Below are 18,921 nucleotides of genomic sequence, written 5' to 3'. Positions count from 1 at the left end.
CAGGATCAAAGGCGATCGGCTCGGACGTACCTGGGGGTATGCCCGTCGCCAATCGCCTTTGCCCTGGCGAAAACCTGCTCCGGCAGAATGCTTCAAACTGACCAGGAAAGGCTCTAATCGTGGGTGCTTTCGGGCATGGAGGAGGGGTCGAAACGTTCCCAGCCGCGCGGGGTCAGATGCTCCTGCGGCTGGAAACGGGTCTTATAGTCCATTTTCCGTGATCCCTGAACCCAATAGCCGAGGTAGACATGCGGCAGACCGAGCGCTTTCGTGCGCCTGACATGGTCGAGAATCATGAACGTGCCGAGCGAACGCCGCTCGAGCGCCGGATTGAAGTAGGAATAGACCATCGACAGGCCGTCGCTCATCGTGTCGGTCAGTGCGGCGGCAAGCAGCTCGCCCTTCGGCCGCTCCTCCAGCCCGGAGCCTTCCTCGCGCCGGCGGTATTCGATGATTCGCGTGTTCACATGCGTGTCTTCCACCATGATCGCATAATCGAGCACGGTCATGTCGGACATGCCGCCCTGCTGGTGCCGGAAATCGAGATAGCGCCGGAACAGTGAATATTGCTCGCTGGAAGGCTGGGCTGCGAATTCGGTGGCGATGACGTCGGAATTGGCGGCAAGCGCCCGTTTCATCGATTTCGTCGGTTCGAATTCCTGAGCAAGAATCCGCACGGAAACGCAGGCGCGACAGGATTCGCAGGCCGGGCGGTAAGCGATGTTCTGCGAGCGGCGGAACCCGCCCTGGGTGAGGATGTCGTTCATTTCGGCGGCCCGCGGGCCGACCAGATGGGTGAAGACCTTGCGCTCCATCTCATGCGGCAGATACGGACACGCAGCCGGAGCCGTCAGATAAAACTGCGGGGATGGCGTCGTCTGCGTATTCATGTGTCGCGGAAATTTCCTTGTCGAGACAGTGCCGTTTTCTGACAGCATGACCTAAGAATAGAAAACGTCAACAGCGCGGCGGTCTTCGCCCTCCATTTCAGTCTTCTAATCTTGGATATGGAGCGTCGTGATCCCCGGTACAGGGGAAGGCGGAGACTTTTTCGTCTCCGCCGCCAGGATCTCAGGCAGGCAGGCCTCAGGCAGTGCGCACAGTCACCGTGCCGACCAGGAGGTCGTGGATGAGACGGCTGCGCTCGATAAACAGGCCGGCAAGGAGGATGAGTGGCGTCAGTACCGAGTTGAGGATCCAGAACAGCGCCAGATGCACGATCGCCGTCAGGAAATCCATCGGCCGGCCGTCGACGCGCACGATCGCGATCCCCATTGCCCGCATGCCGAGCGAAGCCTGGCTCGGCCCGCCGACGGTCAGGCCGAAGTAAAGGCCGGCGACGATGACGAAGAGGGCAGGGTAGAGGAAGAAGCCGAGGCCGAGCGTGACGATCGACAGGAAGAACAGAACGATCGCCGCGGGAATGCACAGCAGTGCCACGATGAGGTAATCGAGGATGAAGGCAAAGACACGGCGGCTCAACACGCCGCTATAGGCGCGCCAGTCCTCCGGTGCGGCATAAAGCGGATTGGGGTTGTAGCTCATCTCAATCTCCTCTCGCAAAAGCGACGCCGCTGATATGGTGTCGGCGGGGCGAAATACAATCATTCGCCCCGAAATCACCTCTTTGCGAGAATTTTCGCCACCTCGACCGCGAAATAGGTGAGAATGCCGTCGCATCCCGCCCGCTTGAACGACAGCAGCGTCTCAAGCATCGCCCGTTCGCCGTCGATCCAGCCGTTCATCGCCGCTGCCTTGATCTGCGAATATTCGCCGGACACCTGGTAGGCGAAGGTTGGCAGGCCGAAGGCCTCCTTCATTCGCCAGCAGATGTCGAGATAGGGCAGGCCGGGCTTGACCATCAGCATGTCGGCGCCTTCCTCGACGTCGAGGGCGGCGTCGCGGATCGCCTCGGTGCCGTTGGCCGGGTCGATATAATAGGTCTTCTTGTCGCCTTTCAGCAGCCCGCCCGTCGAGATCGCCTCGCGATAGGGACCGTAGAAGGCGGAAGCGAATTTCGTCGCATAGCTCATGATGCCGACGCCCTGGTGGCCGGCCGCATCGAGCGCCATGCGGATTGCGCCGATGCGCCCGTCCATCATCTCCGATGGGGCGATGATGTCGGCGCCGGCATCGGCCTGCATCACGGCGGCGCTGGACACCTGATCGACCGTCTCGTCGTTGACGATCTCGCCGTCTCTCAGAATGCCGTCATGGCCATGGCTGGTGAAGGGGTCGAGCGCGACGTCGGTGATGACGCCAATATTGGGCACCGCCTTCTTGATCGCCACTGTCGCCTGATTGATCAGATTGTTGGCCTCGAGACTGTTCGAGCCGGTCTCGTCGCGCAGCTCCATCTCGATATTGGGAAAGGTCGCCAGCGCCGGTATGCCGAGGTCGGCCGCTTCGCGCGCGGCCTCGACGGCTTTGTCGATGCTCATGCGGTTGACGCCGGGCATCGCCGGGATCGGATCGATGATACCGGAGCCCGGAACGATGAAGATCGGCCAGATCAGGTCGTCGACCGTCAGCCGGTTCTCCTGCACCAGCCGGCGCGTCCAGTCTGCCTTGCGATTGCGCCGCATGCGGCGATGGCCGGTGATGTCGTCGACGAGATGCGTCTTATCCTGCATGATATCTATCCCTGGCCCATTCCATTTATCGGAGCGCTCATTATCATGGCGCCCGGAAAATCCAAACCGGACGATTGGCCGCGGCGGAAAAACTGCTTGTAACGATCCGATCCCGAACCGATGTTTGCGCCATGGAAACCGATTCCCCGACAATACCGAAACGCACGCTGGCGGATCTTCTCTTCATCCTCTTCCTGAGGCTGGTGGCCGTATCCTGCTTCTGGTTCGGTCTGCAATATTGGGCGATGCTCGTCGGCTATTCTCTGGTCGGCGCCGGCCGCTTCGATCTTTTGAGCCTGCCGTGGAAGGTGGCGAGCACCAGCCTTGCCGTGCTTTTCCCCGTCGCCTCGCTCGGCCTCTGGCTCACCGTCTCCTGGGGGCCTGTTATCTGGGTGCTTGCCGCAGGCGGGCAGATCCTGATGTATGGTCTGCTGCCTGACATTTTCGGGCCCAACAAGCTGATCATCCTGCTGCATCTCATGGTCGCCGTGGTCTACTGCATTTTCCGCCTGTTGCTCTGGCTGGAAAAGCGCCGGCACCGCCGCCAGGTAAGTGTTGATTTACCCTGAGACAACGTGGAGTTTCCGGTAAGGCTCCATTAAGCCTGCGGTTTAAGTCGAATTTTATATGTATTCGATAGGGTCTCACTCAAGGCGGGAAGAAAACGACACCGCCAAACAAACAGTGAGGCAGTCAATATGAACACGAAAATCAAGCCGCAGGCGGTATCCAACTTCCGTGACCAGCAGGATCAGGGCATCCGTGATCTTTACATGGAATCCCTTCATCTTGTCGAACGTCTTCACCGCCGTCTTCTCGACGTCATCAAAGACGAGTTCGACCGTCAGGGTCGCAGCGACGTCAACGCCATCCAGGCGCTGCTCCTTTTCAACATCGGCAATTCCGAGCTGACCGCCGGCGAGCTGCGCTCGCGGGGTTACTATCTCGGCTCCAACGTTTCCTACAACGTCAAGAAGCTGGTCGACCTCGGCTTTATCAACCACCAGCGCTCCCGTATCGACCGCCGCTCGGTCCGCATCAGCCTGACCGAAACCGGCCAGGACATCGCCGAAACGGTCGCCAAGCTCTACGAACGCCACATCGCCTCGATCGACAAGGTCGGCGGCATCGGCACCGACGAGTTCACCCAGATGAACAAGCTGCTCCAGCGGCTCGACCGCTTCTGGAACGACTCGATCATGTATCGCCTCTAAGACCCTCGACCTCCTTTCAGGGTTGAGAAAACCGGATGCGTTCCCTGCGCGTCCGGTTTTGCCGTTTGCGCCCCGCGTGGCATCTTTGCAACGCATGGCAGGCAAGCGTAAGGGCCGGTATTCAAGCCGTTTTTTAGCCGTTATTAACCGGCACGATTTACCTCGTCACATGGTTCGTTGCGTGATGACTCGGCTATAGGCTGCTATCTGCAGTCTAGGCAACACGAATTGGCCATATTGGTGTGGCAGCGGAAGGTTAGCAACCGGCGCTTTCAATGGACCAGGAACGTTCAGATTTTCGCATCGCGATCTTGTGATGCGACGGGCGGAATATTCCGATGTGCCGGGAGAACGAATGGATGGGATCTGCGTTAAAGCGCAGTGATTTCGCAAAGAGCCGCGGCTTCTCTTATCGTGGCATTCGGTGGTTGGGACTATGTCGAAGAAAAACGGAAATGAAGCTCTCTCGCGCCGCGCTTTCCTTGCGTCCGCGGCAACGATTGGCGCCAGCGTGATGGCCGCGCCGGCATTGGCGCAGTCGGCGCTCGATACGCTGATCAACGCACCGCGCCGCGGCAACTGGGACGACCAGTTCGATGCGAAGGCGGCTTCGCGCACGGCGACCGCCGTCGTTTCCAACACGCCGATCCTCGGTCCCCAGTCGGTCGCGAGTGCCCAGCAGGCGATCATGCAGTATCAGCAGATTGCGGCCGCCGGCGGCTGGCCTGAAGTCAATCCCGGTGATCAGCGCCTGCAGCTCGGCGTTTCCTCTCCCGCCGTCCAGGCGCTGCGCCAGCGCCTTGCGATCACCGGCGACCTGCCGCGCGAAGCAGGCATGTCGAACGCCTTCGATTCCTATGTCGACGGTGCCGTCAAGCGCTTCCAGGCGCGTCACGGCCTGCCGTCCGACGGCGTTCTCGGCGAATTCACGCTGAAGGCGATGAACATTCCGGCCGATGTCCGCCTGCAGCAGTTGAACACCAACCTGGTCCGCCTGCAGACCTTCCCGGAAGATCTTGGCCGCCGCCATCTGATGGTCAACATTCCGGCCGCCTATGTCGAGGCTGTCGAAGACGGCAGCGTTGCGACGCGCCACACCGCGGTCGTCGGCCGTCTCAGCCGGCCGACGCATCTCGTCAATTCGAAGATCTACGAAGTCATCCTCAACCCCTACTGGACCGCACCGCGCTCGATCGTCGAAAAGGACATCATGCCGCTGATGCGCAAGGATCCGACCTATCTCGAAAAGAACGCGATCCGCTTGATCGACGGCAAGGGCAACGAGGTTTCTCCGGAGACTGTCGACTGGAACGGCGAGGCGCCGAACCTGATGTTCCGCCAGGACCCGGGCAAGATCAACGCCATGGCGTCGACGAAGATCAACTTCTACAACAAGAACGGCGAGTACATGCACGACACGCCGCAGCAGGGCCTATTCAACAAGCTCATGCGTTTTGAATCGTCGGGCTGCGTCCGCGTTCAGAACGTGCGCGACCTGTCGACCTGGCTGCTGCGCGAGACGCCGGGCTGGAACCGCCAGCAGATGGAGCAGGTGATCGCAAGCGGCGTCAACACGCCGATCAAGCTCGCCACCGAAGTTCCGGTCTATTTCGTCTACATCTCCGCCTGGGGCATGCCCGACGGCATCGTCCAGTTCCGCGACGACATCTATCAGATGGATGGCAATGCCGAGCTCGCGCTCGACACCACGGCCGGCATGGAACAGCCGGTTCAGTAAGCGGCGACCTCAGCATCGTGATTTTGAGAACCGCGCCTCGGGGGCGCGGTTTTTTATGCCGGGCAGGGCGCTGCGTCATGCGGCCGCCATTCATCGGCGCCGCGCTGTCGCAAAATGGCCGGAGCGCGCGCTTTGCTCAGCAAATGTCGTTCTTCGTATTGCCCTTGCCACGGCGGAAGGCTAATACCTCAGCGCATTCCAGTTGAGGAGCCCGCCCATGACCAATGCTTCCACCGAATCCTTCTTCAATCGCTCGCTTGCGGACGTCGATCCGGAAATCTTCGGCGCGATCGGAAAGGAACTCGGTCGCCAACGGCACGAGATCGAACTGATCGCTTCCGAGAACATCGTCTCCCGCGCCGTGCTGGAAGCCCAGGGCTCCATCATGACCAACAAATATGCCGAGGGTTACCCCGGCAAGCGCTATTACGGCGGCTGCCAGTTCGTCGATATCGCCGAGGAGCTGGCGATCGAGCGCGCCAAGAAGCTGTTCGGCGTCAATTTCGCCAACGTTCAGCCGAATTCCGGCTCGCAGATGAACCAGGCCGTGTTCCTGGCGCTGCTGCAGCCGGGTGACACCTTCATGGGCCTTGACCTGAATTCGGGCGGCCACCTCACGCATGGTTCGCCGGTCAACATGTCCGGCAAGTGGTTCAACGTCGTTTCCTACGGCGTGCGCGAAGGCGACAACCTGCTCGATATGGATGAAGTCGCCCGCAAGGCCGAAGAGCACAAGCCGAAGCTGATCATCGCCGGCGGCACCGCCTATTCCCGCATCTGGGACTGGAAGCGCTTCCGCGAGATCGCCGACAGCGTCGGCGCCTATTTGATGGTCGACATGGCTCACATCGCCGGCCTCGTCGCCGGTGGCCAGCATCCGTCGCCGTTCCCGCATTGCCATGTCGCGACGACGACGACCCACAAGTCTCTGCGCGGCCCGCGCGGCGGCGTCATCCTCACCAATGAAGAGGATCTCGCCAAGAAGTTCAATTCGGCCGTCTTCCCGGGCCTGCAGGGCGGTCCGCTGATGCACATCATCGCTGCCAAGGCGGTCGCCTTCGGCGAGGCGCTGCAGCCGGAATTCAAGGAATACGCCGCTCAGATCGTCAAGAACGCCCGGGCGCTGGCCGAAACGCTGATCGCAGGCGGCCTCGACGTCGTCTCCGGCGGCACCGACAACCACCTGATGCTCGTCGACCTGCGCAAAAAGAACGCCACCGGCAAGCGCGCCGAGGCAGCGCTCGGCCGTGCCTACATCACCTGCAACAAGAACGGCATCCCCTTCGACCCGGAAAAGCCTTTCGTTACGTCAGGCGTGCGTTTGGGCGCACCGGCCGGCACGACGCGCGGCTTCAAGGAGGCCGAATTCCGCGAGATCGGCAATTTGATCGTCGAGGTTCTCGACGGCCTGAAGGTTGCCAATTCCGATGACGGCAACGCCGCCGTTGAAGCCGCCGTGCGCGGCAAGGTGGTCAACCTCACAGACCGCTTCCCAATGTATGACTACATGGGATAAGGAGTAGCGATGCGCTGCCCCTATTGCGGTTCGGAAGATACCCAGGTCAAGGATTCGCGTCCGGCGGAGGACAACACGTCCATCCGCCGGCGGCGTATCTGTCCGGATTGCGGCGGCCGTTTCACTACCTTCGAGCGGGTGCAACTGCGCGAGCTGATGGTGATTAAGAAGACCGGCCGCAAGGTTCCGTTCGATCGCGACAAACTGGTGCGCTCCTTCGAAGTGGCGCTGCGCAAGCGCCCCGTTGAGCGGGATCGCATTGAGCGTGCTGTTTCCGGCATCGTCCGCCGGCTCGAAAGCTCCGGCGAAACCGAGATCTCCTCCGAGCAGATCGGCCTGCAGGTGCTTGAAGCGATGAAGAGCCTCGACGATGTCGGCTTCGTGCGCTACGCCTCGGTCTACCGGGATTTCTCGCTTGCCGAGGATTTCGAGAAGGTCATTTCCGAAATCAACGCCAAGATCGCCCGCGACCCGCTGGATAGATGAGCCATGAGCGTCACGGCGGATGACGAAGGTTTCATGGCGGCTGCGATCCGCCTGTCGCGTCAGCATCTCGGCCGCACCGCCACCAACCCTTCTGTCGGCTGCTTGATCGTTCGTGATGGCGTCGTCGTCGGCAGTGCGGTCACGGCGCTCGGCGGCCGCCCGCATGCCGAGCCGCAGGCGCTCGCCGAAGCCGGCGAACGTGCCCGCGGCGCTACCGCCTATGTGACGCTCGAACCCTGCTCGCATCACGGCAAGACGCCACCCTGCGCCGAGGCGCTGATCGCCTATGGCGTGGCCCGCGTCGTCATCAGCGTCACCGATCCCGATCTGCGCGTCTCCGGCCGCGGCATCGCCATGCTGCGCCAGGCCGGCATCGAGGTGGATGCCGGCGTATTGGAGACGGAGGGCCGGCGTTCGCTGGCTGCCTATCTCACCCGCCAGACGAAGAACCGCCCCTATGTGACTCTCAAACTTGCCGTTTCCGCCGATGGCATGATCGGCCGCGAGGGGGCCGGGCAGGTGGCGATCACCGGTCCGCAGGCCCGCGTCGAGGTGCAGGCGCTGCGCGCCGAAACCGACGCGATCCTGGTCGGCATCGGCACGGCGATATCGGATGACCCGCTGCTGACGGTGCGGACCCCAGGGCTCGAAGCCCAGTCGCCGATCCGTATCGTCCTTGATCCGTCTCTCGCGTTGCCGCTGACGAGTAAGCTGGTTCAGACGGCGCGGGAGGTGCCGGTCATCGTGGTGGCGAGCGAGGAAGTTTCGCCGTTGGCGGCGGATGCTGAGGGATTACCCCCCTCTGCCCTGCCGGACATCTCCCCCACAGAGGGGGAGATCGGCAAGGAGCGCGATCTGACGTCCCAAGCAGATTCATCATCACCAGCAACAGAAGATGTAGGGCAGGGAGCCAACCCCCAGCCAATCTCCCCCCTTGTGGGGGAGATGTCCGGCAGGGCAGAGGGGGGTGCTCCGCCCACTGACCCCTCCGACATAAATTCCCGCCGCGCTGCGCTCGAAGCCGCCGGTGTCGAAATCGTCTACTGCAATCCCTATCATCCCGAGGTCTTGCTGCCGGCGCTTGCCACGCGCGGCATTTCCTCGCTTCTGGTCGAGGGCGGCGCAAAAACCGCGCGGCTTTTCCTCGACGCCGGCCTTGTCGACCGCATCCAGCTTTACCAGTCGCCTGTCGTCATCGGTAAGGGCGGTATTGAATCCCCGTTGCGGGCAACCGACATACCATCCGGTTTCATGCATATGAGCACGCGAATGTTTGGCGACGATCGCCTGGACGAATACGAAAGAGGGCTTTGATGTTCACCGGAATAGTCACCGACGTCGGCACAGTCGAATCCGTTTCCCCCCTGAAGGAGGGCATCAAGCTGCGCGTCGCGACCACTTATGATCCCTCTACCATCGATATGGGCGCGTCAATCTCCCATTCCGGCATCTGCCTCACCGTGACCGGCCTGCCTGATGAAGGCAGCAATGGCCGCTGGTTCGAGGTGGAGGCTTGGGAAGAGGCGCTGCGGCTGACGACGATCGGAACCTGGCGGGAAGGCAGCCGCATCAATCTCGAACGGTCGTTGAAGATCGGCGATGAACTCGGCGGCCACATCGTTTCCGGACATGTCGACGGCAAGGCGGAAATCCTCTCGGTGACATCGGAGGGTGACGCCACCCGCTATCGCCTGCGTGCGCCCGAACATCTGGCGAAATTCGTCGCCCCCAAGGGGTCGATCGCACTCGACGGCACTTCGCTGACCGTCAACGCGGTCGACGGCTCCGATTTCGACGTCCTACTCATCCGCCATACGCTCGAGGTCACCACCTGGGGCGAGCGCAAGGCCGGCGATTTCGTCAATTTCGAAGTCGACACCATGGCGCGTTACGCTGCCCGGCTGGCGGAATTCCCGAGCGCGCAAGGAGCAGGAAACCTCTGATGCATACGGGTGAACGCATAACTCCGACCATTTTCGGTGTTATGTGCGGTTTGAAAGGGACAGCGCGTCTGGCCGGCCGGATAGTTCACCAATCCGGGGACAGCTTCCTCAGATACTGGCCGTAGGCACTCTTGCCGAGCTTCTCCGCGAGCTTGGCGAGTTCGGCCTGCGAGATGTAACCCATGCGCCAGGCGACTTCCTCGGGACAGGCGATCTTGAAGCCCTGGCGTTTCTCGAGCGTGCTGACGAAACCCGCGGCATCGTGCAGGCTGTCCGGCGTGCCGGTGTCGAGCCAGGCATAGCCCCGGCCCATCAACTCCACGAAAAGCTGGCCGCGCTCGAGATAGGTGCGGTTGACATCGGTGATTTCCAATTCGCCGCGCGGTGACGGCTTCAGGTTGGCAGCGATATCGACCACCTGCTGGTCGTAGAAATAGAGGCCGGTCACCGCCCAGTTCGATTTTGGCTCCTTCGGCTTCTCCTCGATCGACAGCGCATTCATCTTTTCGTCGAAGCCGACGACGCCATAACGTTCCGGATCGGTGACGTGATAGGCGAAGACTGTCGCGCCTTCGCGACGACTCGTGCCGGATTTCATGATTTCCGGCAGACCGTGCCCGTAGAAGATGTTGTCGCCGAGAACGAGTGCCGAACTGTCGCCGTGCACGAAGTCGGCGCCGATGATGAACGCCTGGGCGAGGCCGTCCGGGCTCGACTGTACGGCATAGGTCAGCGAAATTCCCCATTGCGAGCCATCGCCGAGAAGGCGCTTGAAAGCTTCGACGTCGTGAGGCGTGGTGATGATCAGCAACTCTCTGATGCCAGCGAGCATGAGCGTCGTCAGCGGATAGTAGATCATCGGTTTGTCGTAGACCGGCATCAACTGTTTCGAGACGGCCTCTGTGATCGGATGCAGACGTGTGCCTGTGCCGCCGGCGAGAATAATTCCCTTCATGCCCATCTCCTTAAAGACCTTTATTCAAAAGGTCTTGCATGACCACCATCATGGACTGCTTCCACTCCGGGAGCCGGATTCCATATATTCTGGCGAGCTTGTCGCCGTTGAGACGCGAATTGGCGGGACGCTTCGCCGGTGTCGGATAATCCGCCGTCGGGATGCGTTCGACCTCGACCTTTTTGCCGCCGGATTTAAGAAGCTCCGCGAATATCTCTTCAGCGAAGTCCGCCCAGCTTGCTTCGCCGCTGCCGGTCAGGTGAAAGGTGCCGCGGAGCGATGGCGCAGGATCCGCTACGATGCGGGCTGCGATCGCAAGAACCGCGTCGGCGATGTCGAGTGCCGAGGTCGGGCATCCTGTCTGATCGGCGACAACGCGAAGATGATCGCGCGTCTCGGAAAGCCGCAGCATCGTTTTCAGGAAATTGCTGCCAAAGGGCGAATAGACCCAGGCGGTGCGCAAGATGACGTGGTTCGGGTTCACCGCCGCGACGGCTTTCTCGCCCGCGAGCTTCGAACGCCCATAGACCGAGATCGGCGCCGTCGCATCCTCTTCGGAATAAGCGGAAGCCTTGTCGCCGCTGAAAACGTAGTCGGTCGAAATATGGATGACCGGAGCCCCGATCCGCGCGGCAGCCTCGGCAACCGCCCCGGCGCCTGCCGCGTTGACGGAAAACGCAAGCTCGGCTTCGCTTTCGGCTTTGTCGACCGCCGTATAGGCGGCGGCCGAGACGATTACATCCGGGCGCAGAGCCGAGAAGGCGGCTGCAATGCTTGTGGGATCCGCGAGGTTCATTTCCGGGCGCCCGACCGCACTGATTTCGACGCCCGTTTCGGCGCCACGTCTGAGCAGCGACTGAACGAGCTGGCCCTGTTTGCCGGTGACGGCAATGCGCATCGCTTATTGTCCCTTGAAAACGCCGAGGCGTTCGCCGGAGTAGACGTTTTCGCGCAGCGGCCTCCACCACCATTCGTTTTCCAAGTACCAGTGCACCGTCTTCTCGATACCGGTTTCGAAAGTCTCTTGCGCCTTCCAGCCGAGTTCGCTTTCGAGCTTCGAGGCATCGATCGCATAGCGTGCGTCGTGGCCGGGGCGGTCCGTGACGTTGGTGATCAAACGCGCATGCGGTGCCTTGTCACTGTAGACGCCGTCGAGAATAGCGCAGATGCGATGAACGACATCGATGTTCCTGCGTTCATTGCGGCCGCCTACATTGTATTTTTCGCCGGGGCGCCCTCTGGATGCGATCGCAAAGAGCGCGCGGGCGTGGTCTTCGACATAGAGCCAGTCGCGAACATTCGCGCCATTGCCGTAAACCGGAAGAGGCTTGCCCTCTAATGCGTTCAGGATCATCAGCGGAATGAGCTTTTCCGGGAAATGGAACGGGCCGTAATTGTTGGAGCAATTGGAGACGACGACGGGCAGGCCGTAGGTGCGGTGCCAGGCGATCGCCAGATGGTCGCTCGCGGCTTTGGAGGCGGAGTAGGGCGATGATGGATCATAAGGCGTCGTCTCCTCGAAGAGGCCCTGGTCGCCGAGCGAGCCGTACACCTCGTCCGTCGACACATGCAGAAAGCGGAAGGCACTCTTGCTGCGCGCGTCAAGCCCATCCCAATAGTGCCGTGCGGCATCCAGCAGGCTGAATGTGCCGAGGATATTGGTCTGAATGAAATCGGCAGCGCCGGAGATCGAGCGGTCGACATGGCTCTCTGCGGCGAGATGCATGACGATATCAGGGCGGAAGGATGCGAATGCTTCCTGCATGCTGGCGTGATCGCAGATGTCGGCGCGCAGGAATTGATAGTTCGGCGCCGATTCGACGGATTTCAGCGATGCCAGATTGCCGGCATAGGTCAGCGCGTCGACATTCAGCACCTCGGCGCCGATCTCGCTGACAAGATGGCGCACCAATGCCGATCCGATGAAGCCCGCTCCGCCCGTGACCAGTATGCGCATCGACGATCAATCCTTGGGTTGCTGTGCTGAATAGGAAAAATGGCATGGCAGATCGGCGAGCCGCGGCAGCGTCTTATCTTTGTCGGACGACACCATCTCTCTCTCATCGAACGGCCAGCGAATGCCGATCATCGGATCGTTCCACGCGATGCCCCGATCATGCTGCGGGCTGTAGGGTGCGGTGACCTTGTAGCTGATGACGCTGTTCGGCTCGATCGTTACGAATCCGTGTGCGAAACCGGCGGGTATCCAGAGCTGCTTGCCGGTTTCCGGCGAGAGTTCCTGAGAGAGCCATTTGCCGAAACTCGGCGATCCCTCCCGGATATCGACGACGACATCCATGATACGACCGGCAAGGCAGCGCACCAGCTTGCCCTGGGCAAAGGGCGGGATCTGGAAATGCAGCCCTCGGACGGTTCCAGCCTGCGCCGAAAGCGACTCATTGTCCTGGATGAACATGACGTCCGCCACATTTTCCCGGAACCAGGCATCCTTGAATACCTCGGAGAAGTAGCCGCGGTGATCGCCGAAGCGTGGCGGCGTGATTGCAACAATGCCCTCGATGGCCGCGGTCTCAGTGCGCATGACTTACCTTTTCTGCGGCCTTCATGACGCTCATCAGCATGTCCGCCTGCGAGCGGCTCCGCATGGCCGCAAGGCCGGCCGCGGCAATGGCATCGCGCTCGTCTGCATCTGCGATCAGCTTGGAGCAGCGCTCGATCATGTCGTCATAGCGCTCAATTGCCAAGCCGCCGATGAAGGGCTGGAGGTCTGGATCGCGGCTATCGCCTTCCGTCAGTACGCAAACGCGATTGGCGAGCAGATAGGAAATACGCACGATCTCGAAGACGCCGCTCGCATAATGATGAATGTTTATGACGATCTTGGCGCGGGCAATCGCCGCATCACGTTCCGCACCATAGATGTTGAAGAGGTGCGCGACCTTGAGCCCGCTGTCCTTCAGCGTCTTCAGGATATGGTGGCGGCGTTCGTTCATCGAGCCGTAGAAGAGGACGTCGATATCCTTCACGGGGTTGTGCTGAATCTGGCTCAGGCAACCGCTGTAACCGATTTCGAGGACACCGGCGTGATCGATACCCTTGGCGGCAAGGTTTTCGCGGTTGCGCGGGCTGTAGTCGAGCACCGGCATTGCCCTCAGGATCGACGTATAGCGCGAATTGATCCAGCTGCTTTCTTCGGACACCTGCTCGAGGTTGATGATGACGCTGTCCTTCGGCAGATGGCCGACGATTTCCGCGGGGAGAAGATTGCCGCCGTAGATGATCGGCGCACGGCCGGCGAATGCGTTCATGTCGCGGACGATCGGTGCCGAGCCACCGAGTTCCTCGAAGGCGCCTTGCAGCCCGAGCGCGACTTCATCGAAGGCGTGGCTGTGATTGTAGTTTTCGGGCGTCACGATCCAGATGCAATGACGGTCCTTGTGTGCCTGCCACCCGCCGGCAAAGGGCTGCAGCGGATCGCGGAGCGGCTCATCGATTTTCGGCGCGGCTGGTATAGCAGACCTTTCCGTCCGCACCGGCTGCTGCGGCATCGGGGAGGCGCCTGAGGCCTGCGGAGCATAGGCGCGCATCAATTCGCGGCCGCCGATGAATTGGCCGCGCGGCATCCAGCCCGGCGGATCATCAGCCATCCAGATCAGATGCGGCTGCTTGATAAGCGGCTGGCGGCCTTCCTGCCACGAGGTCAGCAGAGCCTCGTCACGGCTCTTCAGAAAGGCTTCCTTGGCGGCAAAGAGGCCATGCAGCATCCGGCCGAGGCGGGTGCCGAACTTCCATTCGAAATCGACAAGAGCCGGTACGAAGGCGGCGATTTTCAATCCGGAGGCGGCAGCCTGTTGGACATAAAGCCCGAGCAGGCGCTCGATCACGAAGGGGCGCATCTTCGCATTGGCATCGCGCGAATAGTGTGCCGTACCGGCATAGGCAGTACCCGCCGGCGTGCCGGCGCGCGCTTGGTGTTCCAGCGATTCGAGAATGCGCTCGCAAAAAGCGAAATACCCGGACCAGAATTTCCGGTTGCCGCAGAAATAGTTGCAGAACGCGAAGGCAGTCTTGTCCTGCGGCGGCGCGATCGGATAGCCGAGGTCTTGGATGTGCAGGAAGATCGGGTCCATACCGGGATGACCGCCAAGCAGCGAATGTTCCCAGACGTTGCTGTAGATCGCCGCGTGGCCGATCAGCGGATTGTAAAGATAGGCATCCGCACCGTCTGCCCTGGCCTTTTCCGCCTCTGCGACAAAGGACGGGAAGCTCGTTACCGACTTCATCTCGAATTTGCTGGAGAGCAGCCCCCAGAATACGTCATCGCCGAGGCCGATCGCCTCGTGATGCTGATGCAGGGTGCGGAAGAGTTCATATTCGCGGGTCGTGGCCTGCGTATTGAACGAGATATCGAGCGGCATGGCCGCTGCGTCGATCTGGCTGCGCTGCGAAGGGTCGAGATAAGGCTGATAGATAATGACAGATCCCGTCCCGGCAGCTTTCTCCGTGAGAAGCGCCAGATCAGGAAGACCGGCCGGCAAAGAAGAAATGGGCTGATTGATCGTCAAGGTATCGTCCTTCGCGAATGGCTGCCGTCTTCGTGATTCACGGTACGGCATTCGTATGGGTGTCGACTATTGGACGTGAAGCTTGCGCCACACTGTTGGCGGGGATTTCGCTGGTCAGCCTGGCAACAGGTTAAGCCCTGATGTTCGTACCAGGCCAATTGAGTGCTAGTGCCCAACTCTGGACGGCGTCATGAAAAACGAAAAGATCTATGTAACGAAGCCCAGCCTGCCGCCGCTCGAAGAATTCATTCCTTCGCTGGAAGCGATCTGGAACAATCGCATCCTGACCAATGGCGGACCATTCCACGAGCAGCTGGAGCAGGAGCTCTGCAGCCATCTCGGCGTGAAGCACATCAGCCTGTTTTCCAACGCCACCGTTGCATTGCTGACGGCGCTTCAGGCGCTCCGCGTCACGGGCGAAGTCATCACCACGCCTTATTCCTTCGTGGCCACTTCGCATTCGCTTCTCTGGAACGGCTTAAAGCCCGTCTTCGTCGACATCGACCCTGTGACGCTCAATCTCGATCCAGCGAAGATCGAGGCGGCGATCACACAGCAGACGACGGCGATCATGCCGGTGCATTGCTACGGCCACCCTTGCGACGTTGATGCGATCCAGAAGATCGCCGATCTCTACAATCTGAAGGTCATCTATGATGCCGCCCATGCCTTCGGCGTGGAAGACCAACGGGGAAGCGTTCTCAATCACGGCGACCTTTCCATCCTCAGCTTCCATGCGACGAAAGTTTTCAACACATTCGAAGGCGGGGCCATCATCTGCCCGGATGTCAAGACGAAGACCCGCATCGACCAGCTGAAGAACTTCGGTTACGTCGATGAAGTGACCGTGGTGGCGCCAGGCACGAACGGTAAGATGAGCGAGTTCAACGCTGCGCTCGGCCTGTTGCAGCTGAAATACATCAAGTTTGCACTTGAAAGGCGTGAGCTCATCGACGGTGCATACCGCGAGCGGCTCCGCGGCGTTGCGGGCATTGAATGCCTGGACCGTTCCGGCGAGACCGTCTCCAACTTCTCTTATTTCCCGATCCTCGTCCGCCCTGGCTATCCCATTTCACGCGACGGGCTCTACGAGCTACTGAAGGAAAACGGCATTCATCCGCGCCGCTATTTCTATCCGCTGATTTCAAGCTTCTCGATGTATCGCAGCCTGCCTTCCGCCCAGCCGTCGAACCTGCCGGTCGCCAGCGAAGCAGCACTACAGGTGCTCTGCCTTCCCATCTATCCGGACATGGAGATGGAGATCGTCGACAAGGTCTGTGAGCTGATCGAGTCGGTTTAAAAACACGATATTCTGGATGTCATATCGCATCGCAGATGGAAACGATCTACGGTGCGATATCGTGCGCCAACAGGGGGCCTACCTTGTCAGCAGATTTTGAAGCGCGGACTCTGCGTGCAAAACAAGAAATCGCATAACCGCGCATTGCAGGCGGCTATCCATACGAAAGCGGCGTGACCATCGACCACGCCGCTTTCTTTATCCTGTAGAGGATAGATTAGAGTGCCAGTTGCGGAGCCTGGATTTCGAGCCGCTCTGTCACAGCGCGCCGTACGCCCCGCGGCTCAATCTCGATCCAGCGCTTTTCAAGCCGCGAGCATTCGATCGCTTCCAGCAGCCGCAGTCCTTCTTCCGCCTCATCGAGCCCGAGAACATAGGGATGGGGCAAGCGTGCGCTATTGGTCTTGCGTTGCAGCAGGGCGTCCGCAAGGTCGGCATAATAATTCGCGAAGGCTTCGATGAAGCCCGAAGGATGACCTGCCTTGAACCGCTCATAGCGGCTAGCGTTGGCGATCATGATATCCGGGCTGGCGCGATCGAGGATCTGCTTGCGGCCGTTGCGGTCGTAGAAATGGGCAATCTCGGGGGTTTCCTGAAGCCATTCGACTGATGCCTTGGAGCCATAGAGCCGCACACGCAGGCCGTTGCGTTGCCCGAGCGCTGTCTTGCCGTACCACATGCTGCAATGCAGGCCGCCGGCGCAGCGCACGAGCGCCTGCACATTGTCGAGCACCTGCGGGAAGTTGCCGAAACTCTGGCTGGTCGCGCAGACTTCCTCCGGCTCCCGCTGTGTAAGAAAATGAAGCAACGAGTGCACATGAACGCCGAGATCCAGCGAAACCGTCGGCACGGGACCGTCGCGCAAGCGCCAATCCTGTGGCGTCATCGGCGTCCCGTCGCGGCGGAAACGGAGGAAGCTCTCCTGCGGCATCTCAATATGGATCTGCTGCAATTCGCCGAAAACACCATGCTCGACCATGCCGCGGATTTCGCGGAGCATGGGGTATCCCGTGTAATTGTAGGTTACGGCCAAAAAGGTCCCGTTACTGCGCGCATTGTCGATCATGCGGGTCTCGGCGCTCGAACCGGCAAGGGCTTTTTCCGAGATCACCGGAATACCCGCCTCGAGTGCGGCGACAACCTGATTCGTATGCTGCTGCGTCGGCGTAAGCACGACGAGAGCATCGATGTTGCCGGATTCTTTCGATAGCAAGCTATCGAAGTCGCCATGGCAGCGCTCCGGCAAAATGCGGTACTGTTCCGCTGTCTCGCGATTGATCTCCTGGTGGCGGCTGAAGCAGCCGGCGACAAGATCGAATTTCTGATCAAGTTCGATTGCATCGCGATGAGCGCGACCCACAGCAGAATTGACGGCGCCGCCCAGAAAGCCGAGGCGCAGCTTTTCCGGTACTCCCTGGCTTGATCGGCTCATGCGAGGTCTCCTTGCATCGTTTGGAGCGAAATGAACGTTTTGAAATCCGGAGCCACCTTCAGCATCTCGCCTTGCGTCTCGAAACGGGCGTAGAGGATGGCGAGCTTGTCGAGCGGTGCCGATTTCATCGGCTTGCCGGTGGTCTTGAGCTGTGCGATGCGGACATCGGATGATGGAATGGAATGTGAGAAGGAAAACGGCGTCGAGGGAGTGTCGGAGGTGATGGTGTGGCGCCCAAAAAACAGCGGCGGATTGAAGCGCGGATTGACAGAAAATTCCTCGCCCAGCAGCAGCGTTATGACGAGGTCGGCATAATCGATGCCGAGAGACTGATCGACAAGTGAGCCGTAAAGATCACCCGGGCAGCGCCGCATGCATTCGACGATCCAGACATCGTCGCCATTCGACAGGAACTGCGTATGGATGAGGCCGTCCTGCAGTCCGAGCAGCTTGACGACACGCGCCATAATGGCACGCGTCTTCGAACGGACAGTTTCGGAGAGCCGCGACGGATGATTCGATGAATCGACCTGGTATGGGTAGACTGTGCAATATTCGTCGACGAAGACGTCGAAGATGATTTCCTGGTCCTTGATGAAGGCGGAATGGCTGTGCAGGCTGCCTTCGACGAATTCCTCGATAACGATCTCCGCCGCGCGCGAGTTGCGCCGGGCGTCGGCGACGGCGTCGGTAAGTTCTGTCCTGTCGAAAACCTTCGTGACACCACGACCGCTGAAACTGTCGCTTGGCTTCACCAGCAGCGGGTAGCGCAGTGCGCCGGTCTCGACCGGCGAGTCGCCGTGCAGGCGCACCGAATGTGGGGCAGGGATATCGTACTGCTCGGTGAAGCTGCGGAACGCCTGCTTCGTGTGAATGATGGTCGCGGTTTCCATCGAATCGAAGCGCGGGAATCCGAGCTTTTCGGCGACGAAGGTGGTCGACATATAGGCAACGTCGTTGCCGGTCGGCACGATGAAATCGAAATCGCCGTTCTCGACGAGGGAGAGCAGCACGGTCGGATCGCTGTAGTCGATGAGATGCGACTGATCCGCATGCGCGTGGCAGGGCTCATCCGGCCGGTTTCCGCACACGGAAATATGCAGGCCGCGCCTTTTCAGGGCGAATAGAAGGGGAACTGCGCTGAAGTTGCTGCCGACCAGCAATGCTCTCTTGGTCAT

The 18,921-nt window shown here is 60.5% G+C and carries 18 protein-coding genes; 8 read left to right on the top strand and 10 right to left on the bottom strand.

Going from position 1 to position 18,921, the window contains the following annotated elements; translation table 11 throughout:
- Positions 1-113: 113 nt before the first annotated feature.
- From QWJ46_RS06030 to hemB, 3 genes are all read right to left on the bottom strand, one after another.
- Positions 114-890, bottom strand: a complete 777-nt coding sequence (locus QWJ46_RS06030; protein ID WP_088395785.1) for an arginyltransferase — start codon at positions 888-890, stop codon at positions 114-116.
- A gap of 196 nt (positions 891-1,086) precedes the next feature.
- A complete protein-coding gene (locus tag QWJ46_RS06025; protein ID WP_064801688.1) occupies positions 1,087-1,545 on the bottom strand; it encodes an RDD family protein in 459 nt (152 codons plus the stop codon).
- Positions 1,546-1,619: 74 nt separating this feature from the next.
- Positions 1,620-2,633, bottom strand: a complete 1,014-nt coding sequence (hemB, locus tag QWJ46_RS06020; protein WP_302749808.1) for a porphobilinogen synthase — start codon at positions 2,631-2,633, stop codon at positions 1,620-1,622.
- Between the two features lie 131 nt (positions 2,634-2,764).
- Between hemB and QWJ46_RS06015 the strand changes: the two genes are divergently transcribed.
- The 7 genes from QWJ46_RS06015 to QWJ46_RS05985 all read left to right on the top strand — a co-directional run bounded on the left by QWJ46_RS06015 (position 2,765) and on the right by QWJ46_RS05985 (position 9,530).
- The gene (locus tag QWJ46_RS06015) at positions 2,765-3,202 is read left to right on the top strand and encodes a DUF6163 family protein (protein ID WP_097598436.1); all 438 of its coding nucleotides are present in this window, start codon (positions 2,765-2,767) and stop codon (positions 3,200-3,202) included.
- Between the two features lie 129 nt (positions 3,203-3,331).
- The gene (locus tag QWJ46_RS06010) at positions 3,332-3,847 is read left to right on the top strand and encodes a MarR family winged helix-turn-helix transcriptional regulator (protein WP_004673822.1); all 516 of its coding nucleotides are present in this window, start codon (positions 3,332-3,334) and stop codon (positions 3,845-3,847) included.
- Between the two features lie 436 nt (positions 3,848-4,283).
- Complete coding sequence (locus tag QWJ46_RS06005; protein ID WP_302749803.1) at positions 4,284-5,585, top strand: murein L,D-transpeptidase; 1,302 nt, start codon at positions 4,284-4,286, stop codon at positions 5,583-5,585.
- Between the two features lie 217 nt (positions 5,586-5,802).
- Positions 5,803-7,101 carry a serine hydroxymethyltransferase gene (gene glyA / locus QWJ46_RS06000; RefSeq protein ID WP_020920944.1) on the top strand — a complete coding sequence of 433 codons (1,299 nt, stop codon included), beginning with the start codon at positions 5,803-5,805 and terminating at the stop codon, positions 7,099-7,101.
- Positions 7,102-7,110: 9 nt separating this feature from the next.
- Positions 7,111-7,587 carry a transcriptional regulator NrdR gene (nrdR, locus tag QWJ46_RS05995; protein WP_003547190.1) on the top strand — a complete coding sequence of 159 codons (477 nt, stop codon included), beginning with the start codon at positions 7,111-7,113 and terminating at the stop codon, positions 7,585-7,587.
- 3 nt (positions 7,588-7,590) lie between these two features.
- A complete protein-coding gene (gene ribD / locus QWJ46_RS05990) occupies positions 7,591-8,901 on the top strand; it encodes a bifunctional diaminohydroxyphosphoribosylaminopyrimidine deaminase/5-amino-6-(5-phosphoribosylamino)uracil reductase RibD (RefSeq protein ID WP_302749692.1) in 1,311 nt (436 codons plus the stop codon).
- A complete protein-coding gene (locus QWJ46_RS05985) occupies positions 8,901-9,530 on the top strand; it encodes a riboflavin synthase (protein WP_302749691.1) in 630 nt (209 codons plus the stop codon). The genes ribD and QWJ46_RS05985 overlap by 1 nt, the downstream gene beginning before the upstream one ends.
- Before the next feature lie 85 nt (positions 9,531-9,615).
- Here the strand turns inward: QWJ46_RS05985 and rfbA are convergent, their stop codons facing one another.
- The 5 genes from rfbA to QWJ46_RS05960 are packed head-to-tail and all read right to left on the bottom strand — an operon-like array spanning position 9,616 to position 15,011.
- Positions 9,616-10,485 (bottom strand): glucose-1-phosphate thymidylyltransferase RfbA, encoded by an 870-nt coding sequence (rfbA, locus tag QWJ46_RS05980; RefSeq protein WP_302749689.1) that lies wholly within the window; start codon positions 10,483-10,485, stop codon positions 9,616-9,618.
- Between the two features lie 10 nt (positions 10,486-10,495).
- Positions 10,496-11,383, bottom strand: coding sequence for a dTDP-4-dehydrorhamnose reductase (gene rfbD / locus QWJ46_RS05975; RefSeq protein ID WP_184453094.1), 888 nt, complete (start codon positions 11,381-11,383; stop codon positions 10,496-10,498).
- A gap of 3 nt (positions 11,384-11,386) precedes the next feature.
- Entirely contained in the window at positions 11,387-12,442 is a 1,056-nt protein-coding gene (rfbB, locus tag QWJ46_RS05970; RefSeq protein ID WP_184453093.1) for a dTDP-glucose 4,6-dehydratase, read from the bottom strand.
- Between the two features lie 6 nt (positions 12,443-12,448).
- On the bottom strand, positions 12,449-13,027 hold the full coding sequence (gene rfbC / locus QWJ46_RS05965; protein WP_302749688.1) for a dTDP-4-dehydrorhamnose 3,5-epimerase: 579 nt from the start codon (positions 13,025-13,027) through the stop codon (positions 12,449-12,451).
- Positions 13,017-15,011 (bottom strand): glycosyltransferase family 1 protein, encoded by a 1,995-nt coding sequence (locus tag QWJ46_RS05960; RefSeq protein WP_184453091.1) that lies wholly within the window; start codon positions 15,009-15,011, stop codon positions 13,017-13,019. Before QWJ46_RS05960 ends, rfbC begins: the two co-directional genes overlap by 11 nt.
- A 190-nt stretch (positions 15,012-15,201) precedes the next feature.
- On the opposite strand from QWJ46_RS05960, the gene QWJ46_RS05955 reads away from it, so the two are divergent.
- Positions 15,202-16,311 (top strand): DegT/DnrJ/EryC1/StrS aminotransferase family protein, encoded by a 1,110-nt coding sequence (locus QWJ46_RS05955; protein WP_302749687.1) that lies wholly within the window; start codon positions 15,202-15,204, stop codon positions 16,309-16,311.
- A 217-nt stretch (positions 16,312-16,528) separates the two neighbouring features.
- On the opposite strand, the gene QWJ46_RS05950 is transcribed toward QWJ46_RS05955, so the two are convergent.
- Positions 16,529-17,743: a Gfo/Idh/MocA family protein gene (locus tag QWJ46_RS05950; RefSeq protein ID WP_184453089.1), complete on the bottom strand. Its 1,215-nt coding sequence runs from the start codon at positions 17,741-17,743 to the stop codon at positions 16,529-16,531.
- Positions 17,740-18,921, bottom strand: a complete 1,182-nt coding sequence (locus tag QWJ46_RS05945; RefSeq protein WP_184453088.1) for an acetyl-CoA carboxylase biotin carboxylase subunit family protein — start codon at positions 18,919-18,921, stop codon at positions 17,740-17,742. The genes QWJ46_RS05950 and QWJ46_RS05945 overlap by 4 nt, the downstream gene beginning before the upstream one ends.

Source organism: Rhizobium sp. CBN3 (assembly GCF_030518245.1).
GTDB lineage: Bacteria > Pseudomonadota > Alphaproteobacteria > Rhizobiales > Rhizobiaceae > Rhizobium > Rhizobium aethiopicum_A.
This window is presented reverse-complemented; position numbering and strand designations above follow the sequence as displayed.